Origin of the sequence: Leptospira alstonii serovar Sichuan str. 79601, from assembly GCF_000347175.1 — a bacterium.
GTDB lineage: Bacteria > Spirochaetota > Leptospiria > Leptospirales > Leptospiraceae > Leptospira > Leptospira alstonii.
The window spans coordinates 1-25,129 of the sequence record NZ_ANIK01000118.1; the positions used below are offsets into that span (position 1 = coordinate 1).

25 protein-coding genes and 1 pseudogene are annotated in these 25,129 nt (G+C 43.6%); 12 read left to right on the forward strand and 14 right to left on the reverse strand.

What is annotated here, in order from left to right; genetic code table 11:
* The first annotated feature begins 5 nt into the window (after positions 1-5).
* Positions 6-545, forward strand: a complete 540-nt coding sequence (locus LEP1GSC194_RS19510) for a DUF1564 domain-containing protein (RefSeq protein ID WP_020775226.1) — start codon at positions 6-8, stop codon at positions 543-545.
* 309 nt (positions 546-854) lie between these two features.
* On the opposite strand, the gene LEP1GSC194_RS19515 is transcribed toward LEP1GSC194_RS19510, so the two are convergent.
* Together LEP1GSC194_RS19515 and LEP1GSC194_RS19520 are read right to left on the reverse strand one after the other, a co-directional pair.
* Positions 855-1,481: a CBS domain-containing protein gene (locus LEP1GSC194_RS19515; RefSeq protein ID WP_020775232.1), complete on the reverse strand. Its 627-nt coding sequence runs from the start codon at positions 1,479-1,481 to the stop codon at positions 855-857.
* Between the two features lies 1 nt (position 1,482).
* Complete coding sequence (locus LEP1GSC194_RS19520) at positions 1,483-2,358, reverse strand: J domain-containing protein (protein ID WP_020775227.1); 876 nt, start codon at positions 2,356-2,358, stop codon at positions 1,483-1,485.
* Positions 2,359-2,504: 146 nt separating this feature from the next.
* On the opposite strand from LEP1GSC194_RS19520, the gene LEP1GSC194_RS19525 reads away from it, so the two are divergent.
* The 4 genes from LEP1GSC194_RS19525 to LEP1GSC194_RS19540 all read left to right on the forward strand — a co-directional run bounded on the left by LEP1GSC194_RS19525 (position 2,505) and on the right by LEP1GSC194_RS19540 (position 7,644).
* Positions 2,505-4,517, forward strand: coding sequence for a carbon starvation CstA family protein (locus LEP1GSC194_RS19525; RefSeq protein ID WP_020775230.1), 2,013 nt, complete (start codon positions 2,505-2,507; stop codon positions 4,515-4,517).
* Positions 4,514-5,062 (forward strand): NUDIX hydrolase, encoded by a 549-nt coding sequence (locus LEP1GSC194_RS19530; protein WP_020775223.1) that lies wholly within the window; start codon positions 4,514-4,516, stop codon positions 5,060-5,062. The genes LEP1GSC194_RS19525 and LEP1GSC194_RS19530 overlap by 4 nt, the downstream gene beginning before the upstream one ends.
* Positions 5,063-5,129: 67 nt before the next feature.
* On the forward strand, positions 5,130-6,899 hold the full coding sequence (locus LEP1GSC194_RS19535) for an OmpA family protein (RefSeq protein ID WP_020775225.1): 1,770 nt from the start codon (positions 5,130-5,132) through the stop codon (positions 6,897-6,899).
* Between the two features lie 7 nt (positions 6,900-6,906).
* On the forward strand, positions 6,907-7,644 hold the full coding sequence (locus tag LEP1GSC194_RS19540; RefSeq protein ID WP_020775218.1) for an NRDE family protein: 738 nt from the start codon (positions 6,907-6,909) through the stop codon (positions 7,642-7,644).
* Between the two features lie 28 nt (positions 7,645-7,672).
* Here the strand turns inward: LEP1GSC194_RS19540 and LEP1GSC194_RS19545 are convergent, their stop codons facing one another.
* Positions 7,673-8,023, reverse strand: a complete 351-nt coding sequence (locus LEP1GSC194_RS19545; RefSeq protein WP_017809372.1) for an LIC10260 family lipoprotein — start codon at positions 8,021-8,023, stop codon at positions 7,673-7,675.
* The gene (locus LEP1GSC194_RS19550; protein ID WP_086005209.1) at positions 8,020-8,316 is read right to left on the reverse strand and encodes a hypothetical protein; all 297 of its coding nucleotides are present in this window, start codon (positions 8,314-8,316) and stop codon (positions 8,020-8,022) included. Before LEP1GSC194_RS19550 ends, LEP1GSC194_RS19545 begins: the two co-directional genes overlap by 4 nt.
* Before the next feature lie 395 nt (positions 8,317-8,711).
* Here LEP1GSC194_RS19550 and LEP1GSC194_RS19555 point away from each other — a divergent pair, with 395 nt between their 5' ends.
* From LEP1GSC194_RS19555 to LEP1GSC194_RS19570, 4 genes are all read left to right on the forward strand, one after another.
* Positions 8,712-9,521, forward strand: coding sequence for an adhesin OmpL37 family surface protein (locus tag LEP1GSC194_RS19555; protein ID WP_017809370.1), 810 nt, complete (start codon positions 8,712-8,714; stop codon positions 9,519-9,521).
* Between the two features lie 323 nt (positions 9,522-9,844).
* Positions 9,845-11,881, forward strand: a complete 2,037-nt coding sequence (locus LEP1GSC194_RS19560) for a DUF4178 domain-containing protein (protein ID WP_020775217.1) — start codon at positions 9,845-9,847, stop codon at positions 11,879-11,881.
* 81 nt (positions 11,882-11,962) lie between these two features.
* The gene (locus LEP1GSC194_RS19565; RefSeq protein WP_003010458.1) at positions 11,963-12,157 is read left to right on the forward strand and encodes a hypothetical protein; all 195 of its coding nucleotides are present in this window, start codon (positions 11,963-11,965) and stop codon (positions 12,155-12,157) included.
* A gap of 6 nt (positions 12,158-12,163) precedes the next feature.
* The gene (locus LEP1GSC194_RS19570; RefSeq protein WP_020775234.1) at positions 12,164-13,660 is read left to right on the forward strand and encodes a polyamine aminopropyltransferase; all 1,497 of its coding nucleotides are present in this window, start codon (positions 12,164-12,166) and stop codon (positions 13,658-13,660) included.
* Positions 13,661-13,775: 115 nt separating this feature from the next.
* On the opposite strand, the gene LEP1GSC194_RS19575 is transcribed toward LEP1GSC194_RS19570, so the two are convergent.
* Together LEP1GSC194_RS19575 and LEP1GSC194_RS23510 are read right to left on the reverse strand one after the other, a co-directional pair.
* Positions 13,776-14,168 (reverse strand): hypothetical protein, encoded by a 393-nt coding sequence (locus LEP1GSC194_RS19575; RefSeq protein WP_086005210.1) that lies wholly within the window; start codon positions 14,166-14,168, stop codon positions 13,776-13,778.
* A pseudogene (locus LEP1GSC194_RS23510) lies at positions 14,155-14,353 on the reverse strand (hypothetical protein). The gene LEP1GSC194_RS19575 and the pseudogene LEP1GSC194_RS23510 overlap by 14 nt, the downstream one beginning before the upstream one ends.
* 19 nt (positions 14,354-14,372) lie before the next feature.
* Here LEP1GSC194_RS23510 and aroE point away from each other — a divergent pair.
* Together aroE and LEP1GSC194_RS19585 are read left to right on the forward strand one after the other, a co-directional pair.
* A complete protein-coding gene (gene aroE, locus LEP1GSC194_RS19580; RefSeq protein ID WP_020775219.1) occupies positions 14,373-15,245 on the forward strand; it encodes a shikimate dehydrogenase in 873 nt (290 codons plus the stop codon).
* The gene (locus LEP1GSC194_RS19585; protein ID WP_020775233.1) at positions 15,242-16,561 is read left to right on the forward strand and encodes a folylpolyglutamate synthase/dihydrofolate synthase family protein; all 1,320 of its coding nucleotides are present in this window, start codon (positions 15,242-15,244) and stop codon (positions 16,559-16,561) included. The genes aroE and LEP1GSC194_RS19585 overlap by 4 nt, the downstream gene beginning before the upstream one ends.
* A gap of 276 nt (positions 16,562-16,837) precedes the next feature.
* Here the strand turns inward: LEP1GSC194_RS19585 and LEP1GSC194_RS19590 are convergent, their stop codons facing one another.
* From LEP1GSC194_RS19590 to LEP1GSC194_RS19625, 8 genes are all read right to left on the reverse strand, one after another.
* Positions 16,838-18,421 (reverse strand): PEGA domain-containing protein, encoded by a 1,584-nt coding sequence (locus tag LEP1GSC194_RS19590; protein WP_020775214.1) that lies wholly within the window; start codon positions 18,419-18,421, stop codon positions 16,838-16,840.
* Positions 18,418-19,179 (reverse strand): ABC transporter permease, encoded by a 762-nt coding sequence (locus LEP1GSC194_RS19595; RefSeq protein ID WP_036043845.1) that lies wholly within the window; start codon positions 19,177-19,179, stop codon positions 18,418-18,420. Before LEP1GSC194_RS19595 ends, LEP1GSC194_RS19590 begins: the two co-directional genes overlap by 4 nt.
* Positions 19,176-20,069 carry an ABC transporter permease subunit gene (locus LEP1GSC194_RS19600; protein ID WP_020775224.1) on the reverse strand — a complete coding sequence of 298 codons (894 nt, stop codon included), beginning with the start codon at positions 20,067-20,069 and terminating at the stop codon, positions 19,176-19,178. The genes LEP1GSC194_RS19595 and LEP1GSC194_RS19600 overlap by 4 nt, the downstream gene beginning before the upstream one ends.
* A gap of 2 nt (positions 20,070-20,071) precedes the next feature.
* Positions 20,072-20,533 (reverse strand): PTS sugar transporter subunit IIA, encoded by a 462-nt coding sequence (locus LEP1GSC194_RS19605; protein WP_020775228.1) that lies wholly within the window; start codon positions 20,531-20,533, stop codon positions 20,072-20,074.
* 90 nt (positions 20,534-20,623) lie between these two features.
* Positions 20,624-21,511, reverse strand: a complete 888-nt coding sequence (locus LEP1GSC194_RS19610) for a hypothetical protein (protein ID WP_020775216.1) — start codon at positions 21,509-21,511, stop codon at positions 20,624-20,626.
* Positions 21,504-22,664, reverse strand: coding sequence for a hypothetical protein (locus tag LEP1GSC194_RS19615; protein ID WP_020775231.1), 1,161 nt, complete (start codon positions 22,662-22,664; stop codon positions 21,504-21,506). Before LEP1GSC194_RS19615 ends, LEP1GSC194_RS19610 begins: the two co-directional genes overlap by 8 nt.
* Before the next feature lie 6 nt (positions 22,665-22,670).
* Positions 22,671-22,952, reverse strand: coding sequence for a hypothetical protein (locus LEP1GSC194_RS19620; protein ID WP_004459036.1), 282 nt, complete (start codon positions 22,950-22,952; stop codon positions 22,671-22,673).
* A 117-nt stretch (positions 22,953-23,069) separates the two neighbouring features.
* Positions 23,070-24,593, reverse strand: coding sequence for a cellulose synthase family protein (locus tag LEP1GSC194_RS19625; RefSeq protein WP_331272525.1), 1,524 nt, complete (start codon positions 24,591-24,593; stop codon positions 23,070-23,072).
* Between LEP1GSC194_RS19625 and LEP1GSC194_RS23320 the strand changes: the two genes are divergently transcribed.
* Positions 24,507-24,692 carry a hypothetical protein gene (locus LEP1GSC194_RS23320; protein ID WP_036043847.1) on the forward strand — a complete coding sequence of 62 codons (186 nt, stop codon included), beginning with the start codon at positions 24,507-24,509 and terminating at the stop codon, positions 24,690-24,692. The genes LEP1GSC194_RS19625 and LEP1GSC194_RS23320 overlap by 87 nt on opposite strands.
* The last annotated feature ends 437 nt before the right edge of the window (positions 24,693-25,129 follow it).

A 25,129-nucleotide genomic window follows, 5' to 3' on the forward strand; every position in this document is an offset into this window, starting at 1 on the left:
GTAGTATGGGAACTTTGTTAATTAGCTCCGATTCTAAAATCAGTTCGACTCTTGGAGAGAATCGCTCCGAAACGGTTACTCTTTTGATTCCGGAAGATACTTGGGTTCGTTTCTCCGAAAAAGATATCAAACTGCTCCCCAGGAAAATCCCGGAACTTTTGAGAACCTATGGAAAATATCTTTCTGCTACGAAACGTCTGGGGAAAAAAGCGGGCAGAACCTTGTATCAATCCAGTCCGGGTAAATTAAAGATGAAACGAGTGAACATTCGAGTTAGTACAGGGACTTGGACTCTTTTTGGAACCCTCGCACAGGTTCATGGCGTGTCTCGTTGTTATCTTTTCAATTATCTTCTGTGGTTGGAGGAACTCGAAGTCGGAGATTCTATCCTAGATACGATGAATGCGGGTGTTCCCACATTTCACAGGTCATACAGTTATATTCTCCACCTCGACCTCGTAAACAACGAGGTAACACGAAAACTACGTTGCCAACCGGCAGCCTATTTTTACACGTTGGATTACAGAGACTGGTTCCCATCCTAAAAAACTCCGAACCGGTATTTAATTCATAGTTATTTGCCATAAGCTATTTCACGAAAACCGAAAATAGTACAAGAGATAAACGCTTACTCAGAATTATAATAAAGGGACCGGAATTCTGCCTTTAAAACGAGAATTCATCTCAAAATTCATGGTATTTTATTAGTAAGGGAACCTCTAAAAATCTGCATTTTTTGAAAATTATATTATAGAATGCTTTAGAAAAGCGTTTTGCGCTTATCCAAAGATCGAAACGAAAGTTTTTAGAGGTCCCTAGGAATCAGTAGAATAAAAACAATCTTGAAACTTTCGCTAAGCCAGAAATTCCCTTTCGCTCGCTCTTAAGATCGCACGTAAAACGTCGCTTCTCGTAATGATACCGATCACTTGAAACTTATCGTTCACGACGGGAAGACATCCGATTCTTTCCTCGAAAAGAACTTTTGAAATTTCACCGATCCCCGCAAAAATTCGTACGGAAAGAACTTTCGTTTTCATAATCTGTCCGATCGTCCGTTCGTCCACGGTTGCCTGTTCCAATTTCCAACGCATCCAATCCCGATCGGACAGAATGCCGCATAACGTGTTTTTTTCGTCGATCACCGGAACGTGGCGAAAACGTTTCTGAACGAAAATATCCTCGGCTCTCGTAATCGGATCCTGATCCGAAAATTCCACCACGGGAGAAGTCATCAAATCCTTTGCCGTCAGAGAGGAAAGGGATTCTCCCCGACCGGATCCGATCTTTCCCGCGGTTTTGTATTCGGCGCCGATTCCTTTTCCCGCGGTTTTTGCGCGATTTTCTCTTTCGAGATCTTGTTCCGATTCTATCTTTTTAACGAAAGGAGAAGGTGCGATCGAATGTAAAGGGTGAACTACCTCGGCTCGAGCCGGAGGAATGTAGGGTTCGGAAACTCCTCTCATTACCCAAAAGAACAAACTAACCCATCCTCAGGATCAAAAAGTTATAAGAAGCGATGATTCTCTGGGTCATTTCAAGTCCGTCCTTGTTGACGTCGGGATGATATTTTTTGATCAATTCCTTGAATCGTTTTTTCAATTCTTCTAATGTACATGGCGCGTCGAATCCGAGAACGTCCAGATGTCTCTGCGTTTCCGGATCCATCTCCTGAAATACGGAAACGGGTTTTTTCTTTTTCGGTTTTTTGCGGAACGTTCCGAACAAATCGTAATACGCCCTGTCCCTGTATTCTCTCGTAATTTCGCGGAGATGAAAAACCTTCGTATTGAGAATGGAAAAGATATGTTTTTTAAAAAAGACGTCGGCCCCGTAATCGTTTTGAATCGATTTTAATTCGATAAAATCGGCGATTCCGTTTTCCACGATTCTTTCGAAATTGAATCTATCGTCGAAGTAGGAATCGAAAGCGTCGTCGAAGTCCAAGGTCGCGGACGATAAAAGTAAAAGCAGTTCCCGATCCAGTTCGTGTTTTTTCAAACGAGTCTGAATCGTTTCCTTCAAACTGATTTGAAGCTCCGCGAGATAATTATCGTCGAAGTATATTCCGTTTTTTGCAAATTCTTCCTCGATTCCTTCTATCTTTAGAATTTTGGAAAGAAGACGGATTAGGGAATCCGCATGTGTTTCGTTAAAACCCGCGGCGGCTCTGGAAGAAAAATGGACTTCGCTTCTCAGATCGTAAAAAATTCTATAGTAATCTTCTTTGCGGATATCCAAAGCTGAAATGATCTTTTCCACCGAAATATACCATTCGCAATTCGTACATCCGGATTGAATCTCAAAAATAATATCCTCCAGGGAGGAACGGATCTGATCAAAACTTCGAGTTTGCATACTCTTCTACTTCCAAATTTTCCACCCTTACAAATCCGTTCATCAATTCTTTTTCCAATTAGACTTCGAGAATCGGAAACGGAAATCTTCCCGAACGTTGAAAAAAGGTTTGCTCGGAAGGTTTCCTAAACTCATCCATCCTTATTATGCTTCCTTTAATCTCCGTTCTTATTTGTTTTCTGGTTTATTTTCTCGGATATAAATTCTACTCGGGTTATATTTCCAAATCCATCTTCGATTTAAAGGACAATCCGAAAGATACGCCGGCACACAAGCTCAACGACGGAGTGGATTACCTTCCCACAAAACCGATCGTCCTATTCGGTCATCATTATGCTTCCATTGCCGGACTTGCTCCCGTACTCGGACCTGCGGTAGCCGTCATCTGGGGTTGGCTTCCCGCAATGATTTGGGTCGTATTCGGAAGTATTTTCGTGGGTTGTGTACACGACTTCGGCGCGCTCGTAGTTTCGGTTCGTAATCAGGGAAAGAGCATCGGTCAAGTCGCGGAAGATCTTTTAGGTCACCGGGCGAGAAGTTTGTTTCACGCGATCATCTTCTTCCTTGTCGCGTTAGCGATGGGAGTTTTCGTTCTTGTACTTGCGGAAATGTTTTCCGCAGATCCCAAGGCGAATTTACTTTCCGCTTCGACGGCAAATACGACAGTCGATACATCCGCACAAGAAAGGAAAACTCTTCCGAAAACGACTTCAAAGACGTCCATTCCGGAAAATAAACAGGTTTCGGATAACGTACCTCTCGGCTCAAAAAAGAAAGAAACTTTTACGAACCTCGGCCAAACACAAACACAAAATTCAACGATCGCAAATTCCAAAACCGCAAACAAAAAGGATCACGATCATCCCGGAGAAATCAGAACCGAAGAAAAACCTTTCATTAAACTCAGAAGCCATTTTCCGGAAGCGGTGATTCCATCCGCGGCGATCATGATTTTTGCGGTGATTATGGGATATCTACATTACAAAAAAGGAATGAACTTAACTCCCCTAACGGTGATTAGCGTATTTGGAACCTTATTCTTCATGATATTGGGAATGCAAGAATCGATTCTTACATGGACAGGACTCAATCATATAGAAACTTCCCCCTCGACCGGAACTTGGAAATATATTCTTTTATTCTACGCGTTTTTGGCTTCGGTAACTCCTATCTGGTTGTTGTTACAAAGCAGGGACTATATCAATTCCTTCTTATTGTATTTAGGAATCATTTTGATTTACCTCGGATTTTTTGCCGGAGGAGTTCTGCAAAACTTTTCTTCATTCAACGCGGAAGCGATCCGGACGGAATCGATCGGTTTCGATATGATTCCGTTCGTATTCATCACGATCGCATGCGGAGCGGTTTCCGGATTTCACGCGTTAGTCAGCTCCGGAACGACCGCCAAACAATTGGACAAGGAAACGGACGCAAGGCCGATCGGTTACGGGGGAATGATCGGAGAATCGTTGCTTGGTTTATCGGCCGTAATCGCGTGTACGATCGGATTCGCATCTTCGGAAGAATGGACCGGCTTTTATCGTTCTTGGTCGGGCATCCAAGGTTTGGCCCCGCAAGTCGGAGCGTACATTTACGGGACGGGAAGATTTTTGGCTCAGATCGGAATACCGGAATCCTTCGGGCAAGGTTTCATCGCACTCATCGTAATCAGCTTCGCATTGACCTCGTTGGATTCCGCGACAAGACTTCTTCGGTATAATATCGAGGAGATCGCGGAGTCGACTCGGATTTCCTGGATTCAAACGTCAGTCGGTAACAGGTACGTTTCCAGTCTGATCGCCTGCGCCGCGATCGGGATTTTTGCGTTTATGGAAATCGAACAAGACGGAAAGAAAAAACCAGCAGGTCTCGCCCTCTGGAAACTTTTCGGAACCACAAATCAACTTTTAGCGGGACTTGCTCTTTTGGTCGTAACCGTTTTTCTTTTGAAATCGAAGAAAAACGTCAAAGTCTCTTTTATCCCGATGTTGTTCGTATTATCCGTAACTCTCTGGGCGATGATTCGAAATTTTTTGGACTTCTTAACCGGGCCTTCTCCGAACCTTCTTCTCGCAGCAGTTGGAGGAACTCTAATCGTTCTTACTCTTTGGCTTTTGGCGGAGGCGGTTTTAACCTGGAATCGCATTAGAAAAGTATGAAATACTGTAGTTCCTGCGGATCCTCGGTCGCCTATAAAATACCGGAAGGAGACAATCGGTCCAGGCACGTCTGCGACAACTGCGGAACGATTCACTATCAGAATCCGAAAGTCGTAGTCGGAAGTATTCCGATTTGGGAGAATCGGATTCTTCTCTGCAAACGAGCGATCGAACCCAGAAAAGGATTTTGGACCTTACCCGCGGGATTTCTGGAAAACAGGGAAACCGTGGAAGAAGGCGCCGTTCGAGAAACTTGGGAAGAAGCGAACGCGGAAATCAATATCGTGGGACTTCAAAGCGTCTACAGTATTCCGCATATCGGTCAGATTTATATGTTCTTCTTGGCGGACTTGGTGGACGGAAAATTCTCCGTAAGTTCCGAGTCCGAGGAAGTGAAACTCTTTTCATTAAACGAAATTCCTTGGGAAGAATTAGCGTTTGCTTCCGTTCACTTCGCTCTTAAGAAATACGCGGATTCTCCCGTTAAGAACTCGCTTCACATGGGAAGCACCAGAGACCGAAAAAACCTTCCGAAAGAATCCTAAAAAAACCGATCGTTTCGTTCTTAAAAAAAAATATAGGAAAAAAAACGTACTAAATTAGAATGTACTCATGCGGAACGGAATTCGTTTTATTACAACGTCGTTTTTCTTTTTTAATTTTTCCATTTACGCAAACTCTTTTTTAAAAACCAACACGGACGCGTTTTCTCCCAATTGGGACGGAAGAAACGACGTGCTCGAGTTTAAGATTTCCAAATCGGCGCTTCCCCGTCTTTCCGACTGGGAACTCGTGATTAAAAATTCCGGAGACGATATCGTAAAAACCTTTAAAGCGGATCATAGAAGAAAAAGAGGATTTTCATTGTTTCCTTTTTTGCAGGACGATACTAAACTGTCCCCTCTCGAAATTGCAATTCCGGAATCGATCTTATGGTTCGGAGAAGATTCCAAAGGATTTTTACTTCCCGACGGAGAATACAAATACAGACTCAGATTGGTAACGGAAAATAAAGAGAATCTTTTATCCGAAGAAAAAACGGTTCTTTTAGATTCGCATCCGCCGAGTTCGGAGATCGGCGCAAAAACGCGCGTTCTTTTTTTAGCGGGGGATAGAACTTCTTCCCGCATCAATATCTTTCAAAAAGTTTCCGGAGAATCCTTGGACGTTTTTACCGGAGAATTTGCGGATTCGGAAGGACGAATCGTAAAGTCTTACTCTTGGAAATTCAAAGACGTCCCGTCCGTTCTCAGTTGGGACGGAACCGATTTTTCCAATAAACAATTATCAAACGGACTTTATACGTACAGATTGATCGGAACCGACAAAGGAAAAAACGAATCGATTTCCGTTCTTTCCGATCTTACGATCCGAAACGAAACGATCGGCGTGGACATGTTTTGTGATTCCAAACTTTATTCTTATCTTCCGGGCAGTTTAAAAAACATTGCGAGATTTTCTTTTTACGTTTCTCCCAAACTCAAATCCGATTCCTACGAAATCGAAATCTTTCAGAAAAAAGGAAACGAGGAAAAAAACGTCTATCGTTTGCGGGACACGGGAGAGCCGGGCGCGGAATGGAAATGGGATCTAAAAAATCAAACGGGCGATCTCGTTTCGGCGGGAAAGTATTTTTACAGACTTACGGTTCACAGTCGTTACGAACGTTATCAATCCTTGATTTCATCCTTCGAAGTTTCCAAAGAATCCTTCGATTTGGATCTATCGGTTTCAACGAGTGAATTTTCACCGGACAACGACGGAAAAAACGATCTCTTAAAAATTTCCATTTCTCATCGGGGAATTCCCATTCAGTCCTGGGAAATCACGTTATACGAAACACCCCCTTATACTTCTCTTAAACGTAAAATCAAAACTTGGACGGGCGAAGGTCAACCGAGTGCGGAAATTTTTTGGGAAGGTCTGGACCAATTCGGCGTCCGAGTCGGTTCCCTGAGCAAATTCTACTTCGAATGGAAATATACAGACGTATTCGGAAGGGAATCGAACGGAAAAGGCTCCGACTTCAAAACGGAAATTTTAGTCGTGGAGGAGGAGGATTCCTTACGGATTTCCGTTCCGGAATCTCAAGTGGAAGCGAGATGGTGGAGTTTACCCGGAAAAATCGAATCGGTGTTAAACGAATTTCCGGGATACAAAATAGAATTACAATCGCATTCCTCTCACCAAGGAGACGAAGAAGTCAACCAAGTGGGAACCGAAGAAAGGGCGAGAAACGCGTCGGAATATTTTTTTTCAAAGTCGATTCCGTTCGGCAGAATTCGTTTCCGAGGTTATGGAGAAACATTACCTCTGATTCCGGGCTCCGGAAATTACGAAGCGGATAAAAATCAAAGAATCGATTTTTATCTTTCACCTTAAGAAAGATATGTGTACCGCGATCATCTATAGAAATCCAGATCGAAAAATTTTCGGCATAGGGTTTAACAGGGACGAATCCGTAAAAAGAAAACCTTCACTTGCACCTACGAAGTTAGGAAGCGGTCCGGTCTTCGCAATTGCTCCGTTAGACGGCGATTACGGCGGAACTTGGATCGGGGCCAATTCTTCGGGGGAAATTTTTTGCCTTTTGAATTTTTACGAGGCAACCCTCAAACTTTTAAGAAATCCCACGAGCAGAGGTTTACTCGTCCGTTCCTGTTTGTTAAGCGAAGTCAAACCGGAATCTCTCAAATCGGAGGATCTCGAAAATTTTTATCCGTTTAAACTCTTGAAAATCACCTTGGAAAAAACGGAAATTTTCGTATGGAACGGGAAAGAATTTACCGCAACTTTATACAGGGATAGGTTCCAAATCCTCGGAAGTTCATTTACACAAGGATTTAAGGCGCAGATTTCCAGAGAAACGGTCTTTCAAAAGAATTTTCTTCCGAATAATCCTCTCGACGCGAAAGAATTTCTAAACTTATCCAAAACTTTTCTCACGTCTCATCTGCCCGAACAGGGAGCGCTCTCACCTTGTATGCACAGAAGAGATGCTCATACGGTTTCCAAAACGGAAATCGTACTGCAAGAGGATCAATATACGATTACGTACCAGGAAGGACAACCTTGCGAATCCCCGGAACCGAAGGTTTTTAATTTAACTTTGACGGATTTTTCATGATGTCAACCGAGTATAATGGCCGGATCCGTTATTCGCGGATCGGTTGTGCCGAATTACCTTCCACGATTACGGAATGCCTTGTAGCACAAAGAACCGGCATCAACGGAAGCAAACAAAATCCCGGTCTCATGATAACGTCGACGTTTCTTAAAACCGAACTTCCGCTTTTTGTTTCCGCTTCTTTTAGATACGGATATACGCCGACCGGTGGAATATAAAAAATTCCGAATCGAAATTTTCCGAACTCGGCCGATTGATTCCCTTCGGAAAGAATCCTGTCCTTGGGTTTATCCAAGGAAACATAAGAAATTCGTTTCGCATCCCGAGAGCAGTTCATTAGAATCATCAACATCAAAACCACAAACAGAAAAACTTTCATTGTCCGCCCTCCTTTTGAACTTCGGAACTATCAAACGCAAAACCTTGAATCGCAATACAATTCAAGGGAATCAACATATTTGCCGACTGAGTAATCTCCGCGTCGAGAATCGTATCGTATTTCGTATCTTTTAACGCGTTCTCAAACGCCTTAGCGAGACTGTATCGAAAACCGCAGTCCTCTCCCCGCTTCAATTCTCCTTTTACGTTTCCAACTTCGGGAAGTTTTTTTCCCTTCCAATCTCCGTGAGACAAAAGATAAACCTTTTGTCCGGCGGAACAAGACAAAGCCAAAAACACAATCAATCCTAAAACCGGAAATCCTTTCACAAAATCACACTCACAATAATCGTTTCCATTCGGATTCTCCCGATATTCTTCTTTTTGAATTTAAAAAGAAGCTCGATTTTTGCAAACGGATTCCGCGCTCCGCAAGAATTTACAAAGTTATATTCTATTTTTTGAATTCGATTTCTCCCGATTTTTCAAAGAAAACAAAATCAAAAACATCGTTTTAATTTCATTCTAATTATAATTCCAAGAACTTTTTCAAGATTCAAAATAAAGACCGCTTAAAACACTCTCTTCAATTTATAAGATGACTTACGGACATAACTGGCCTAAAAGGGAAACTCCTATTATTCACGACCCGATTGAAGTCTTCACGTTCGTTTCCCGAAAATATACGTATGAAGGCGTTATTCGGAATCACGGTTTGTGTTGTCCTATCGATTCCGATTTCCGTTTCCGCGGACTATTCGAGCAACGGAGCGACTCATCTCGTTCGGGTGGAAAGGGGACTCAAGACGAACGAATTCCTCATCCGAGCCTTGAACAGTTCGATCTCGAATCTGGGCTCGGAAACGGACAAGGCTCTTTATAAAAGGATCATTCAACATCACGTTGAAACCAACGAGTTGTATTTTCAATTCGATCTGGAAAAATCTTATTTCGAACTCAAACGCACTCAGAATCTACTTTTGATTCTTTATTCCGACCTGATTGAAACGAGCAAAAAAACGATCCGAGGCGAATTGAATTCTCTCGGTCAAAAAACGATCCGAGGGACCGAAACCAAACCGAAAAAACATCTCGAACTGGCTTATCGAGAATTAGCGGCCGCGGAGCAAAAAAAAACGATCGCGGACAATACGAGGCCGTACCTGCAGCCCATCAAATTGGAGCTGCTTTACGAATCCTTAAAATTACTCAAACAATCCAGAAAATACGTGGTCCTTCTTTCCATGGAATATCTTTCCGATTTTCCTCCCGATCCCGAATCCGAAGATTTTTTGGGAATCCTGAACGAAATCAACCGGGCGATGTTCTCCCGCAAAGACGAATTCGCAAAAATTCACTTCGACAATCACTTTCACGCGTATTCCGGTGAAAATCTCTACGATACCTACTGGCAGAACCCCGCCTTGGAAGAACTAGAAAAACCCCTAGGCGATGTGGACGCTGCCTATCTGCGTTTAAGACGCCACGCCAAACGTTAAACGACCAAATTTGCCGGTTTTTGAAGCGAACGGCCCTGTCTCTCAGAATGCGCGACCGCCCATTTATATTCGCTGAACTCAATGCCTCGTCTCTCTATGGATCGCTCGGCAGGATCGATGCGGAGTCAACAAATTGGAAAATCCGAAAGGATCTCGTTTTAGAATGAATTTCAATTTGTTGACTGAAGCGGAGAGCCCGGCGGGCGATCGACGATTTTAGCCTGTCCTTGAATTGTTTTGCCCGCGCGCCAATTTCTTTTTTCCGATCGCTTTTTTAGAAATTCAGATGACAAGGATTTCTTACCTAGATACAACCGATCCTTGTGTTAGAACTGAGTTGTCCCAATTGTGGCGCGCCCGTCCCGTTTCAAAGTAAGGTTTCAATTTACGGAGTCTGTCCGAACTGCAAAACTTTAACCCTTCAAAAAAACCAATCTCTCGAAAACCTCGGTAAAGCCGGGGACCTTGTGCCCGATCTTTCTCCGATTCAAATCGGAACTTCCGGCAAAACAAAAGACGGAATCTCCTTTCAAGTCGTCGGGAGAATTCAGCAAAAGTACAGTCTCGGAACTTGGAACGAATGGCACGCGCTCACTTCCGACGGCAACTCGATCTGGCTCGCGGAAGCGCAGGGCCAGTTTATGATCACACGACTTCGTCCCACTTCTCAAAACGATACGTTCCCGGAACACGATCCGATTCAGAACCCGGATTCTCCCCCGGACGTTTATTTTATCTCCTCTAAAACTTCCAAACAACTTCTGAGAGCGGGCGACACTCTCAAACTCGACGACGAGCTTTGGATGCTCCGAGAAATCGGATTGGCAACCTGCATCGGCGGAGAGGGTGAATTACCCGTCGGTTTTCAAACCGGTTCCACTTCCGTTCTTTTGGATCTCGCGACGGACGAGGGTTGGTTTGCTACATTAGATTATTCTCATACTCCTCCCTTGTATTTTAAAGGGATGGTTTATAGTTTCGATCAGATTCAATTCGGCAATCTCAGAGATCCGAAAGCGTTCACCGGTTTTCAAAAACTTCAAGAGGCGAAAGCGATCCAGTGTTTGGGTTGCGGGGCTTCCTTGAATCAAAGAAGCCCTGACTTTTCCAAGTCTATCGCTTGCGAATATTGCGGTACCGTAATGGACACGAGTCGGGAAGAACTGACCGTTCTTTCCAAGTTTCAAGAAATCATCAAGGACAGGATTTTCCTTCCTCCCGGAACCAAACTTTCTCTCAAAGGCAAAGAATGCGAGGTTCTCGGAGTCGTCAAAAAATCCGTTCACGCAGACGGACAAATTTTTCCTTGGACCGAATATCTGCTTCATTTTACCGGCGGTTATTATTGGTTGAACGAAACCGGCGGGCATTGGACCGTTTTCGAACCCGTTCCGTTTATTCCGAAAACCGTAGTCGGTTCTTATCCGCCTAAAAAGAACTTTCAAAAAGAAGAATATAAACTGTTCAATTCTTCTACCGCCGGAATCGATTTCGCGTTCGGCGAATTCTATTATAAGATTCACGCGGGAGACAACGCGGAACTCGCGGACTTTATCGCACCTCCGAAAATGCTTTCTTCGGAAAAAACCCAAAACGAACTCTTCTGGTCCATCGGCGAATACGTTCCGGTCGAAGAACTCAAAAAATCGATTCAAGGAGAAGTGGAACTTCCCGTTCCGGAAGGGATCGGTACGGCCGAACCCAATCCGTTTACAAAGATTCGAAAACGAAACGTAAAAATCGCCGTTTGGTTTTCCTTAATCATGCTCGTCGTTCAAATCGGTTTTTGTTGGAACGCTCAGGATAAGGAGGTTTTTAAAAAGGATTTTTCTTACGTTCGAAATCCGGCTCCGGGCGGAACGACCGATCCTTCTTTCGTGACGGAAACCTTTCAGTTGGAAGGAAGCGAAAGACAAAACGTTCAAATCAAGATGAACGTTCCCGATCTTTCCAATCACTACATTTACTATTCTTTAGCGCTGATCAACACCAAGACGGACATCGCCTACGATACCGGCCTCGAAATCAGTTATTACGAAGGATACGAGGACGGAGAAAGTTGGACGGAAGGTGATAAGTCCGCGGATATCATCATCGGAGAGGTTCCCGGCGGAGAATATTATCTCAGACTGGAATCCGAATCCGATTTTCCGAGGGGAAGCGGAGCTAACGTGTCTCTGAGTATTAAAAGGGACGTGGATCAATCGGTGTATTACTTTCTCTTTTTACTGGCGATCTGGCTGCCCGTACCTTATTCTCTTTTCAGAAGTTATTCGTTCGAGGCTTCTAGAAATGAAAACAGCGATTTTGCTCCGCATAGTTCCGATGACGATTCCGATTACGGCGACGATAATGATTGAAAACGATAAAAGGCTCGGCAAAACTATGAATCAAAATCAAAACCCATTACAATCCCATAATGAAATCAAAAGGATAATTCCATGAATTTTATAAAAAAACTTTTATATCCCGCCTACGCCCTGGGAATCACGGGTTATCTCACGTATTCCAACTTTTACGGAGGCGGCTCGAAAGAAGTGGACGAGATCGAAAACGTTCCCAAAACCGTACGCGAAAATCCGGGTGTGTATCGTTCTCATTATACAAACTTTATGAGATATTCCGGAGGGAAATAAAACCGTTTGCAGACCGCGCTTTATATTTCGGTTCTTATCATTTCTTCCTGCGGTCTCGTCTACGAACTGTTAGCCGGAACGATCGCCTCCTACCTACTCGGAGAAACGGTCACTCAATTTTCACTCATCATAGGAACTTATTTGTTTTCGATGGGAGTCGGCTCCTGGTTGTCGAAATATGTGGAAAAGGATCTGATTCCTAAGTTTTTGGAAATCGAACTTGCGATCGGTCTTGTGGGGGGTTTCAGTTCTGCGGTTCTTTATCTGAGTTTCGGTCAGATTCGATTCTTTCAAATTCCTTTGTTCCTGCTCGTGATCTTGATCGGAATTTTAGTGGGACTGGAAATTCCGGTTCTGTTGAGAATCCTAAAAAAAGAACTCCAATTTAAGGAACTCGTTTCTAGGGTTTTGAGTTTGGATTACGTGGGCGCGTTACTCGCATCGATTTTGTTTCCGATCTTCTTCGCGCCTAAGTTAGGATTGATACGAACCGGATTTTTGTTCGGAATTTTGAATGCGGGCGTGGCGCTCTGGGGAACCTGGGCGTTGCCGCTCAAACATTCCAAAATGATTTTGCTTAGGGCGCAATCGGTTGTCGTATTAACGTTTTTGATTTTGGGTTTTTCGTTTTCGGATCTAATCACGTATTACAGCGAGGAATCCTTATACACGGATGAAATCATTCTCTCCAAACAATCCCAATTTCAGAGAATCATCGTAACACGTTGGAAAAACGAGATCCGACTTTTTTTAAACGGACATCTTCAGTTTTCGTCCAGGGACGAATATCGTTATCATGAAACCCTGGTTCATCCCGCGCTGCTCGCTCACCCGGCTCCACAACGGGTGTTGGTCCTCGGCGGAGGAGACGGTCTTGCCGTACGGGAAATTCTAAAACACAAAAACGTCGAATCGGTTACGTTAGTCGATTTAGACCCCGTAGTTACGAATTTATTTACCGATCACGGAGTTTTAAAGGAACTCAACGACGAAAGTTTAAAAAATCCTAAAGTGAAAGTGATCAACACGGACGCGTTTGTTTGGTTGGAAGAATCGGATCAAATCTTCGACGTGGTCATCATAGACTTTCCCGATCCGAGCAATTTTTCTTTGGGAAAACTTTATACCACGGCCTTCTTCCACGTTCTCAAAAGAAGAATGAACGAATCTTCCGTTTTGGAAATCCAATCCACTTCCCCTCTTTTTGCGCGTTCTTCGTTTTGGTGTATCGAAAGAACGATCGCTTCGTTGGGATTTCATACGCTTCCTCTGCACGTTTATGTTCCTTCTTTCGGAGAATGGGGGTTTGTACTCGCGGGTCAAAAACCGATTCGGTTCAAAAAAGAATTTCCGGATCATCTCCGATTTTTGAATCCTCAAGAGCTTGAATCGATCCAGGTTTTTCCGCAGGACATGTCTCGAATTCCGGTGGAAGTCAATCGATTGGATAACCAGGCCCTCGTTCGGTATTACGATCGGGAATGGAATCGTATCTTGGATTGACGCAAAGAATCGCCTAACACCTATCTACGACGGGGCGGCTGGCAAAGAACTCAGCTAACGCCTTCCTTTGGGGGCGTGGGAAAACTCAATTAAACACCTCCCTATGGGTCGGTGTTTAATCTCTTCTTTCTTTGTTGTGATTGATACGGTTCATGATATAAAGAGCGAGAAGTCCGCCCAATAAAACCGCGAGTAAGTTTACATTCGAGATTTGATAGATTCCGAACTTAGGTGAAACTAACCAAAGAACTACCGAACGAATAAAATCCTGAAGTAAGGAAAGGATAATGAGGGACCCGAGAAGAGCAACGATAAGGGCTCCCCAAAATCCTCCGAGAAGATCCTTACGTTTGTAATAGTAATAATACCAGGAAAGGCCGCCGGAAATCCCGACTACGAATAAAACGTCAAGAATGGTAGTCCACCATGGCGAGCCTGAAAAAGAAGCGATAGGCGTCAAAAAGACTTGTCCACCTAGTCCGTGTAAAAAAGAATCAGGTAAATTCAGTAGGCTCATTCCAATACAGCATTTTCGGGAATTGTTTTTTTAGTCGACTCATTTTACTACTCGCTCTAAAACTTGCTTCTTTTGGAGCAAAAAAGTCAAAAGTTTTGAATCGATTCCTTTTATTTAACAAGAAACGAATCGAAGAAATCGAAACTCCCGAAATCTTGTTTGTAAAACCGAACCAAGAAAAAGAGAAAATCAAATTTGAAAAACGAAACAAACCGGACCGCTAAAACTTTCGGTATAGTCGGATTTCCGCTTTCACACTCTCTTTCCCCGCTCATTCACAATTCTATTTATAAAGATAGAAAAATCGATGCCTCTTATCTTGTTTTTGAAAGCACGGAATTCAACTCGGAAAAAATTCAAGAACTCCGAAACTCGGGAGTACTCGGTCTTTCGGTGACGATTCCTTACAAGGAAAGAGCCTTCTCTCTCGCCGACAAAGCCGACGAAACGTCCCGAATTATGAAAGCATCCAACACCTTATTGATCGGTCCGGATTCGATTCATGCCTACAATACGGATGGAGAAGGAGCCTATCTTTCCATATTAGAACGGTCTCCCGAATCCTTAAGCGCCGGAACGACGCTCATCCTCGGAAGCGGAGGAAGCGCGAGAGGAATCGCATACAATCTCTCCGTCTCCGGCAAAATTCGAAATTTACTTGTTTGTTCGAGAAACGAAACGACCGCAAAAGAAATCTGTTCTTTGGTTTCCGAAAATTCGAACGTGAAAGCGGAACACGTCGCACAGGATTCCATTTATTCTCGAAAGAAAGAAATTTCCTTGGTGATTCATACGACTCCGCTCGGAATGAAAGGCCAGGCTCCGGGTCCTTTTCTTTCGGAGGATTTTTTTAATCCGAGTATGACTCTTTTCGATATCGTTTACAACCCTTTGGAAACTCCTCTGGTAAAGGCCGCGCAAAAGGCGGGAACGAAAATCATCCCCGGATCGGAGATGCTTTTGTACCAGGCGATGAAACAGTTCGAACTTTTTACAGGTATTTCGCCTAACGCGGAAGATATTCATAAAACCAGGGAACGTCTTTATCAAACATTAGCGAATCAATGAATATCCCTTCAGACTTTTTCGAGTTCATCAACCGACTTTCCAACTTAGAGAAAACCAGAAACTTCAACGTTTTTACGGATTATTCCCTCGAACCTTTTACAAAGGTTCTGAATCGATTCGGATTGAATCGAAAAAAAGAATCCGCTCTTTGCGGAATTTCCGTGGTCGGAACAAATGCAAAGGGTTCCGTCACACATTTTTTGGGGGAATACTTTCGGCTTTCCGGATTTAAAACGGGACTTTACACTTCGCCGCATTTGATTTCCCCCTTGGAAAGGATCAGAATCGGAACCAAGACGCAAAACTTTCGAGAAATTCAAACGGAAGAATTGGATCGATTGTTAAGCGAATGGAAATTGCTCGGAGCGGAAGAGGATTTAAAATCCTTTTCCTTTTTCGAACTGTTTACCTGCGCGGCATTCTCTTTTTTTGAAAAAGAATCTACCGAAATTCAAATTTACGAAGCGGGACTCGGCGGAAGGCTGGACGCGACCAAACTCTGCGATCCCGACGTAGTCGTTGTAGGAGTCATAGGTTTGGATCATAAGGAAATATTAGGAAATACGAAAGAACAAATCCTGGAGGAAAAACTCGGGATCTGCACCGCCAATACGAAAGCCCTTTTTGCAATCGAACAGGAAGAATCGAACTTAAACGAAAAAATCAAATTTTGGTGCTCTCAAAATAAGATTCCTTGCGCGATTCTGCCGCAAATCCCGCGCGACGAGACTTATCTCGTCAGAAATCGATACTTCTCTTATCAAGTATTTCGGAATATTCTAAATTTGGAATGGTTTCCAAAATCAAGGCGCCTAACCTTAGATCCGATGGATAAAAGAATCGATCCGGGACTTTCTGAATCTGAAAACGTTTCCTTGACTTCGAATGTGTTTAGTTTCGAAACTTTTGAAAAGCACATTACCCTTCCATTGGGAAGATTAAGCGTATTACGAAATTCTCCCCTACTCGTTTTTGATCCGGCGCACAATCCGGACGCCTTTAGGGAAACGCTGAAAAGTTTATCCGTATCGTATCCTTCGCATAAGTTTCGAATTTACGCGGGTTTGCTGAAGGATAAGGACGGAAACTCCGTATTGGAAATTTTGCGGAAGTCGCTTAACAAAACCGATATTCTCGAATTCCGGTTTTTAAGGGAAAATGAATTCGCTCTTCCTGAAAGCTGCCGCGCCGAAGAAACGATCGACAGCGCAGAATTCAGGTCCGCCTTACGAAGCTTAGACGATTTACAGGATCCGATTTTGGTTCTCGGCAGTTTTCGTTTGTTTTCGATCGTCGCCGATTCGATTGAACCTTAGCGGACTTTTCGATCGGCGGTTAGCGCTTTACAACTGATCCTAAACCTCAACATTTCGAAACGTGCGCATGGTCGGGTTGCTTTTTTAGAACCGAAAGAAAATCTTTTTCAAACAACCCGACCACCAGGCTCTCCGCTCTGGTCAATAAATTTCAAATCCTCTTTCGATACAAAAAGGAACCGAATCACAAATTTATTGACCCCGCATCGATCCTTTGCGCTGTACTTTTCTGAAAGACAGGAATTCGTTTTAGATATTCCTATGAACAAACACCGCTCAAAACTTAAAATTAAACTTCGCGTAAGAATCGATCTCGACGATTTGCCCCGGAATCGGAAAAGGGTTATTTATCCGTTTCGGCGCGACGCCCACGTCTAAAGTTTCCTCGTCCAAACCGAGCCAATAAAAAGTCGCGGCCAGGATCAACATCGTCGCCATTCCGTAAACCATCACGCCGCCGGTCAAACCTTCGTGTCTTCCGAAGTTTCCCGCGAGCTTTTGATATTTGCCCGCGTCCGAGTTCGTTTCACGGATGATTCTTTCCTCATAGAGATACCACCCGATAAACTCATTCTGCGGGATCACGTTGGCAGCATAAAAAAGATTCGTAAGATTGACCCGACTACGAGCGCGATCGTACAAATCGTTCGCCTTTAAGTTGAAATAATAATAACCGACGTAAAACAAAAGGGTCCCGTATAAGGAATAAATCGAAAAATCGTTATACGAATGATCCAGAAAAACGTTCTGTTTATTTTTATAATAACTGAGAGTGTCCCCCGGTTTTAAAACGAGATCCAATTTCGTTTCCTCGTCCTTTTTGATTTCCACTCCCTTCAAGAGATCGACGTGACCTTCCATCGAAAGTCGAAGACGATTATATCCCGTTTTGACCGGAACGTTGGTCAAAGGAGTTTTGCCTAAAAATTCGGAACCTAGATAAACGTTGGCGCCTTCCGGATTCGAAACGACGGAGATCAATCCGTCTTTCGGAGTTTTGGAAAGAATCGTTTCAAAAGTACCGCCGTCCTGAATCGAAATTCTTTTTTCTTCGCTCTGAAATCCGTCCATGTAGTATTTGATCCTGTGTTTTCCGGGAAGAAGATCCGATCTTTGCAAAGGGGTTTTACCGAGAAAACGTCCGTCCAAAAACACGAGAACCCCGTCCATGTTTCCGGATTTAAAGGAAAATGAAACCGTGTTCTTTCCGATCAGTTCCCTTTTGATTTCACCGATCAATCCGTCCAACTCCTGATAAGAGCGTCTAACGCTAGTCCTGGCTTTGAACTCTTTTCGAGAAGCGTCTTTGGAGGATCTCAAAACGAGTTTGAGTTCCATCTGAGATTCGTTTTTTTTCTCGTATGTCCCCGCTAGATGATAAAAACATCCCGCCTTTTTTCCGGATAAAAACAAAGTGCTGTCTTCGGGTGGAGTTTCCTCCGAGATATATTCCGTTTTTAAGGTTAGAAAACGAGGATCTTTTTCGGGGGAAGTTTCTTTCGCGTTTTTCACTTGTTCCAGAATGTCCCCGTCCCATTCTCCCTTTTTTAATCTTTCTTTTTCCGTCGGTTTTCCAAAAGTGTGTTCCACACTTTTCGGAATCACGTCCGGATCAAAAATTTGAAAAAGCCCTTTTAAACCGGAAAATAGAACCCCTCCGTAACCCTTGCTCAAATAATCCAGACTCGGATCCGCGTTTTGATTTTTGAGGGAAAATACGCAGAGTTTTCTTTCCTTTTCGAACGTGATTCTTTCCCTCATTCCCGATTCCGGAAAACGAAAATAATCTTCGATTCCCTGCGCCGAAATTCCTATACTCAAAATCGCTAATATTAAAATAAATGCAGATACTCTAATCATCGTTTTTCCACGTTCAAAGCGGCGACCAAACCTACGATCCCCAAGATAGGCATCGCCAAAGCCAAGGGCGCGGAATAAGCGTAATCTCTGGCAAAGGAAATTTGTTCTCCAAGGCCCGGACCGAACCAATCGGAGCCCGCGCTCACTCCGAGGTAACTAAAAAGCGCCAGAGTCATTACGACTCCGGGTAACCCTGTAGTAAATAGAACTTTCAATACCGGAAGAGCCGCGGGGAATATGTGATTTCGAAACACGTTCGATCGCGAAGCTCCGAAAAAAGCGGACGCAAGCACGAACCCGCTTCCGTCGGTTTCCCTGATTTTACTCTGGAGAGTTTCGTACGAAAAAGCCCAGTCTCCCAATAAAATCGCGATGACCAAAACGTAAGGCCCCTGTCCTAAAGCGTGAATCGTAAGAAGTGCGATCAACAAAGAGGGAACGGAAACGAACACGGATGAGATCGGATTAAAAAACCATTTTCCGGTAAACGGCACGGAATATTGAAACAGACAGATCAAAGAACTGAACGCCAAAGTGAAAATCCGAGAAGGAAGCGAAAACAGAAGGGTCGAAACGGTTCCGTACGAAAAAAGACCGTAAACGTCCCTTCCCAAACGATCGCAGCCGAAAGGATGATTCCAAGTCACGGAACAAAAACTGTCCTCCAGAAAAACGTCTGTGGGCGGACTTTTCCAAAGAACTCCGATCAAAGCGGAAGAAACGAAAAGAACTCTCAGAAAATTGTTAAACGACATCAGGAAAAACTCTCCTTGCCCGTGAGGTTTTCCTGAAAACGAAGTGAAATTCTGCCGAACACATAAAACGTAAGGCCGCTATAAAACAGAAGAGCGCTCAAAAGTTCGGAATCCATCGTTTGAATCGCGTAATACATGGACTTACCGATTCCGGGAAAGAAAAAAATCTCCTCCACGATCATCGCTCCGGAAAGCAAAGAACTGAAATCGAGCAGGATCAAAACGACGAGTAGAGGAAGAATCTTCAATAAAATATGATTCCATAATATTCTATTCTTAGAATATCCCCTCGCCCTCAAGATCTTCGTATAAGGGGATTTCAATTCGATTTCGGTAAAACTCAAAGCGAATTGATAAATTCTCGCCCAAACCCTGGAACCCAAAGCGACTCCGGGAAGAATTACATACGTAGTGTTCCAAGGCTCGTAACCTCCCGGAGGAAGCCATTCCAGTTCTACGAAAAAGATCAAAAGCAAAACGATCCCAACCACAAAAACGGGAGTGGAAAGAATCCAATGGCTCAGAAAGAGAAAACTCTTCTTAAAAATACTTTCTTCTTTTTTGGAACCGATCAGCGCGAGAGCGATCGCAAAAAAACTTCCCCAGCCCACGGAAAAAACCGCGAGGTGCAATGTCGGAAGAACTCTAGAAGAGATATGTTTCCAAACCGATTCTCCCGAAGCGGTTTTACCGGATCGAAACGTTATGACACCTTTTACAAAGGAGAATAACTGAGACGAAAAAGATTTCCGCTCCAGAAAGGATTCTTCCTTGGAAAAAGAGGAATCGGCGTAGAGATATTCTTTGTTGAGCGAACGGAGATGACCGAAAAGAACGGAGAAAAAAATCAACGCGACAAGAAATAAAAAAAACCTGGAGATTTCCTCCCTCACGGTTATACGTTCCGAGAAAAGGCTTTTTGGATTTCCTCGAAGGATCCGGAACGAATGAGTTTTTCCCTGTCTTCTTTTACATTTAAGGCTTTTGCGATCTGAGCAAGAGTTTTGATGTGTTCTTGAAATTTGGTTTTTGGAACGATAAGAAGAATGAAGATATGAACCGGTTGATGATCGATCGAATCGAAATCGATTCCGTTCGGATTGAGTCCCATCACACATTTGAGTTCGTCGACTAGATTGACCGAACAGTGAGGAATTGCGACTCCGCTTCCGATTCCGGTGGACATCGACTTTTCGCGGGCGAGAAGAGATTCCAAAATTTCTTCCTTATTTTCGGCGTCGATCTGATGTGTATCGACCGCCTTTTGTAAAAGTTTGGAAATAACTTCTTCTTTGGTTCCGGATTCTAAATTAAAAATGACGGTTTCAGGGTGAAGAAGAGTCAACAGTTGGTTCATAGGAGCGCCTCTGACTCTTTGCGAATTTGATTTTCCGGTTTTCGTTTGTTACAATACGCAATCATCATTTTAACTACAATTCAAGTCGCTCTAATTGCCGAAATTATCGACTCTGCTTCCCAGAAATATACGGATCAAACTGGCTTCAATGAAAAAATAGAAAACGGAAAAGGTGAAAAGCGGTAAGGAAAAAGCGACTAGAACCTGAACGACGTAAAAAAGGACTACGGTCCCCAATACACCGATTAAAGAGTAGATCCAAGCGGTATATAAATTCCTTCCCGGCGCGGCAAAAAGAATCGCAAACGAGACCCAAGCGGACAAAATAACGGGAAAATATTCCAAAAAAAGATTTCCGATTCCCAAAACCAATCCCACTGCGAAAATCAAAGGAATCTGAAAAGATTCGGGTCTTTTTAAAAAAACCGGAATCAGAAAAAGAATCGAATACGCTCCCATCGTTTCCAAAGCGGAAAATCGCCAAGGGGAATAACCGTCCTGTGAAAAGGAGAGAACGCTGTATAAATCCGAAATGAACTCATTCCTAAAAGACAAACTACCCGCGATCCCCGAAAAGATATCGACCGTGGGAAGTAAAAGATAGAAGAACAAAAAGATCAGGAGTTGAACCAAGGAAAGAGGAACCTGAATTCTTAGGCGATTTTCCAAAGGAGAATACAAACAAACTCCCGCGATTCCGGCGAGGATCGCCCAGACGACCGTTCCGGGATGAAGCGGTAAAAGAAGAACGAAGATTCCCGTATGAACGATCCACTTCAAAGGATAGACCGAACGTTTTACGATCGTAAATTGATATACGAAACAAGTCGTAAGAACCACTCCATAACAAATCCATAATGGAACGGTCCCGAACAAAACGATTCCCCCGAAGGAAAAAAGTCCGAGTAAAATATCCGGAAAAAACGGATCGGACTTACGCAAAAAACCGGCCTTTGTAACGAGTAAAGAATCAGACATCGAGATTCTCCCTTGTTCCGTTTTTTACGTCCCGAATTTTATCTCGGAGAGGAATTCCGGAAGGACAAAGGAACGTACAGATCCCGCATTCGATACAAGCGTTCGCAAAAAATCGTCCCTGCCCCGTGACAAGAGAAATCGGATTACATTCGAGGGGGCAATTGTAAGTACATTCTCCGCATTCGGTACACGGAAGTTCCTTCCATTCCCTGATTTTACCGGCGACGAATATGATGGAATGATGTTTGTAGATATCCAAAAAATATTCCTCGGAGGAAGAATGAAATTCCCCTCCGTCGAAAAAGGAATTGAAAGTGAAGTTCGGATATTCCTTCTTTTTTTCAAGGAGAAGAAAACTGAGACTCTGTCCGTCCCTGAACTTGATCGGAGATTCCTCTTTTTTGAGTCCGCCGTTTTTTTCCACGTAATAGATACTGATATGTCTTTCTATGTAAGGAATTTTTTTGAATAAGGCCCTGTAAAGATGATAGAGGGTTTCCGGTCCGAGATAAAGAATATTCTCTTTTTGGAATGTCTTTTCGGAGAGGGCTTTTTTTACGAAATACTCGGGAAAACCGACCGGATATTCGTATTTTCGGAACGGAACGGAGGATATGATATAATCCTTAATTATAGACTCCGGGAACCAAATTTTAATATATTCTAAAAATTGAATATGCAATTCCCTGCATTCTTCCAGAATGATTTCCCGAAAATCGACGGGTTGAGTTTTTGTATACGGAGAAAGAACGATCAAAGACGATTGAAACGTCTTAAAAAGAGAGGATAACGTGGTATCCGGAAAATCGAGAGACACAAGTCCCGATTCGTCCATTTTTTCCAAGGCTTGTTCCAGTTTCAAAGAAGGATCGACTTGAATCTCGCCAGACAATTGAAAACTTCCGTCTTGGACGATTCGAATTTTTGTGGAATGTTCCCCTTGGATGAGACTCGCGATTCCGTCTACCGGAGATAAAAGTGTTCCGACCGATTGTCTTACAAGAGCCTCGCCCGCATACACGCGAGTGGGAAATTCTTTTAAATAAACGGCTCCCGGTTCGGGAAATAATGTAAAGGGTTCTTCCAGGACGGTCTTACGGGAAAATTTTCCGTGGACCAATCCTGGTTTGAGAGTAAAAGCGGAGGGCTTCAAAACTCTTTAGGTGAGAGTTTTCACCATGTAGATTTCGTCTTTGATCGGGAGTTCTTTCTTAAGATTTTTGATATAAGGAAGAATTTCACCCATCGGCTCATAAAATTCACAGTTTACCTGCATACGGCGAGCAACGGTAAAATATTTATAGAGCTTTTCTTCTCCGGATCTTTTGGACCATTTTTTCTTGGTACATTTTACGCGGAGAATATATTTGTCCGCTTCGGACTCATACTGCCTTACGGTCACGCAGTGCAGGCAATTAGCGCAGTAAACTTTCTCACTCATTCGGGTTCCTATAAAAGTAACGGTTTTTTGTCAATTTCTCAGAAAAAAGCGCGAAGTCAAGCATAAGCGCCCGAGCTTCAAGGCAGGGATCTTCTCCCTGCTATAGTTAGACCGAGTTTACGCCTGCGCGGGAAGTTCTTCCGTTGATCCTTGTTTGGAGGCTCCGAATTTCCAAGCGGCTTCCTTCAGAGACAAATATCCTACGTAAAAGAATCCGAGCGCATAGATTGCCAAAAATCCTACGATCTGGGGCTTTCCAAGCGCGAAAGAAAGAAATACGGTTCCAAGACAATAAAATCCCATTAGAAACTCGAGCACCACATGGAAATCCAAGGGAACCGTATATTTCATCCTTTCTTTTAACACATCCGTATTCTTTTCGATTTTGAGTTTCGGTGTGCGTTTGAAAGAGGACTGAATTCCAAGGATCGCTTCGAGCCAGGCTCTCGTGTTTACGATCGCGATTCCGGTTCCGATCATGATGAGAACGGGAAGATAAACCATTCTTCTCTTCCAATCTTTGTGGAGAGTCTTTTGTGAATACGCGTAAAAAATCATCGGGCCTACGGATCCTACGGAAAGAATGGCCGCGGTTCCCATCAGAATCTCGATCGGAAGGTCGTAAAAGCTGAATCCGGACCAATAATCCATCAAAAGCAAAGGAGCGCTGAAAAGAATATTGATCACCATCAACGGATGCACGGAATAATTGATCAGGTGAACGATCGCTTCGGATTTGATTCTCCAAGGAAGATCCGCACGAAGAATTCTTGGAAGCAATTTTACCGCAGTTTGGATCGATCCCTTGCACCAGCGAAACTGCTGAGATTTATACGCGGAAATCATGGCGGGAATTTCCGCCTTACATACGATATCTTTAAAATAACGGAATTTCCAGCCCCTCATTTCGGCGCGGTAAGAAAGGTCGAAGTCTTCCGTGAGAGTATCGTGCTCCCATCCGCCGGAATCCAGGATACATTCTTTCTTCCAGATTCCCGCCGTTCCGTTGAAGTTCATCCAAAGGTGGGAACCGTTTCTCGCAACCTGTTCGATCATAAAGTGACCGTCGATTCCGAAGGACTGCGCCTTGGTGAGGACGTTATAATCTGCGTTGATATGTCCCCAACGAACCTGAACCATTCCGATCTGCGGATCTTCAAAATAAGGTACGGTTTTGATTAAAAAGTCCGGGTCCGGCATAAAATCCGCGTCGAAGATGGCAATGTATTCCCCGCGAGCCACTTTCATTCCCGCCTCGAGGGCTCCGGCCTTATGTCCTGTGCGCGCCGCCCCGGCTCTGTGAAGATGGTGAATATCAAATCCAAGCGCTTTATAATGATTGATGAGATTTCTGGACTTTTCAACCGTCTCGTCCGTGGAATCGTCCAAAAGTTGAATTTCAAGTTTATCTTTCGGATATTTGAGCGCTACCGTGGTTTCGATCAATCGATCCACAACGTAGAATTCGTTGAAGATCGGCAATTGAACGGTAACTACCGGTAGATTCGGGTCGTTCATATCGAGGACCTTGTCCGGTTCGGATTCGCAATAAGCGTGGTTCTTTTTGTAGAGATATACCATTATATAGGTATGAATCCCAAAGAAAAAGAGAGCGACGATGTCGATCCCATAGATGGCCAGAAACAGTACGGTTACAATGGTCAACATAATGATAGCAAGAAAAAATTTTACGGTTTAAAAGTCAAAGGTTTTGCACCGCATAAAATTTTTAGTTTTTAAAATCGGTCCTTTATTTTTTAATCCGAAGCCTAATGTGGGAACTCCTACGGCCGATACTTTTCAATGGATGGACAACAACCTCCCTGGTTGTGTTCTTCCACTGCGAATTTTCATTTTGAAACGGACGGGGGGACGAAAGTTACACCGTCCCCTTTTTTTGTACCTGTCGAGCGACCCGTGGGGAGCGAGACAAACAAAAGCCGCGAAGCGAAAGCGTTGTTTCTCAGCGAAGCTGAGATGAGCGATCCCGTCGGAAGCAGATAACCTTACCCAACAAATACTTAGATTGCAACCTAAGCCGCACTAATCGAGCGACCCGTGGGGAGCCATAACCTTACCCACAAGTTAAGAAGGTTTTTGGAATAAGAAGGATCAAAAACGCACATTTTTCAAGTGTTCCGACAAGAATGGAGCTTTTTACTTGCAAAAAGTATGAT

Bases quoted from the DNA above. Each gene is read 5' to 3' on its own strand.
- LEP1GSC194_RS19510 (WP_020775226.1), top strand. From the start codon at position 6: ATGGGAACTTTGTTAATTAGCTCCGATTCTAAAATCAGTTCGACTCTT.
- LEP1GSC194_RS19520 (WP_020775227.1), bottom strand. From the start codon at position 2,358: ATGCAAACTCGAAGTTTTGATCAGATCCGTTCCTCCCTGGAGGATATT.
- LEP1GSC194_RS19525 (WP_020775230.1), top strand. From the start codon at position 2,505: ATGCTTCCTTTAATCTCCGTTCTTATTTGTTTTCTGGTTTATTTTCTC.
- LEP1GSC194_RS19530 (WP_020775223.1), top strand. From the start codon at position 4,514: ATGAAATACTGTAGTTCCTGCGGATCCTCGGTCGCCTATAAAATACCG.
- LEP1GSC194_RS19535 (WP_020775225.1), top strand. From the start codon at position 5,130: ATGCGGAACGGAATTCGTTTTATTACAACGTCGTTTTTCTTTTTTAAT.
- LEP1GSC194_RS19540 (WP_020775218.1), top strand. From the start codon at position 6,907: ATGTGTACCGCGATCATCTATAGAAATCCAGATCGAAAAATTTTCGGC.
- LEP1GSC194_RS19545 (WP_017809372.1), bottom strand. From the start codon at position 8,023: ATGAAAGTTTTTCTGTTTGTGGTTTTGATGTTGATGATTCTAATGAAC.
- LEP1GSC194_RS19555 (WP_017809370.1), top strand. From the start codon at position 8,712: ATGAAGGCGTTATTCGGAATCACGGTTTGTGTTGTCCTATCGATTCCG.
- LEP1GSC194_RS19565 (WP_003010458.1), top strand. From the start codon at position 11,963: ATGAATTTTATAAAAAAACTTTTATATCCCGCCTACGCCCTGGGAATC.
- LEP1GSC194_RS19585 (WP_020775233.1), top strand. From the start codon at position 15,242: ATGAATATCCCTTCAGACTTTTTCGAGTTCATCAACCGACTTTCCAAC.
- LEP1GSC194_RS19590 (WP_020775214.1), bottom strand. From the start codon at position 18,421: ATGATTAGAGTATCTGCATTTATTTTAATATTAGCGATTTTGAGTATA.
- LEP1GSC194_RS19605 (WP_020775228.1), bottom strand. From the start codon at position 20,533: ATGAACCAACTGTTGACTCTTCTTCACCCTGAAACCGTCATTTTTAAT.
- LEP1GSC194_RS19610 (WP_020775216.1), bottom strand. From the start codon at position 21,511: ATGTCTGATTCTTTACTCGTTACAAAGGCCGGTTTTTTGCGTAAGTCC.
- LEP1GSC194_RS19620 (WP_004459036.1), bottom strand. From the start codon at position 22,952: ATGAGTGAGAAAGTTTACTGCGCTAATTGCCTGCACTGCGTGACCGTA.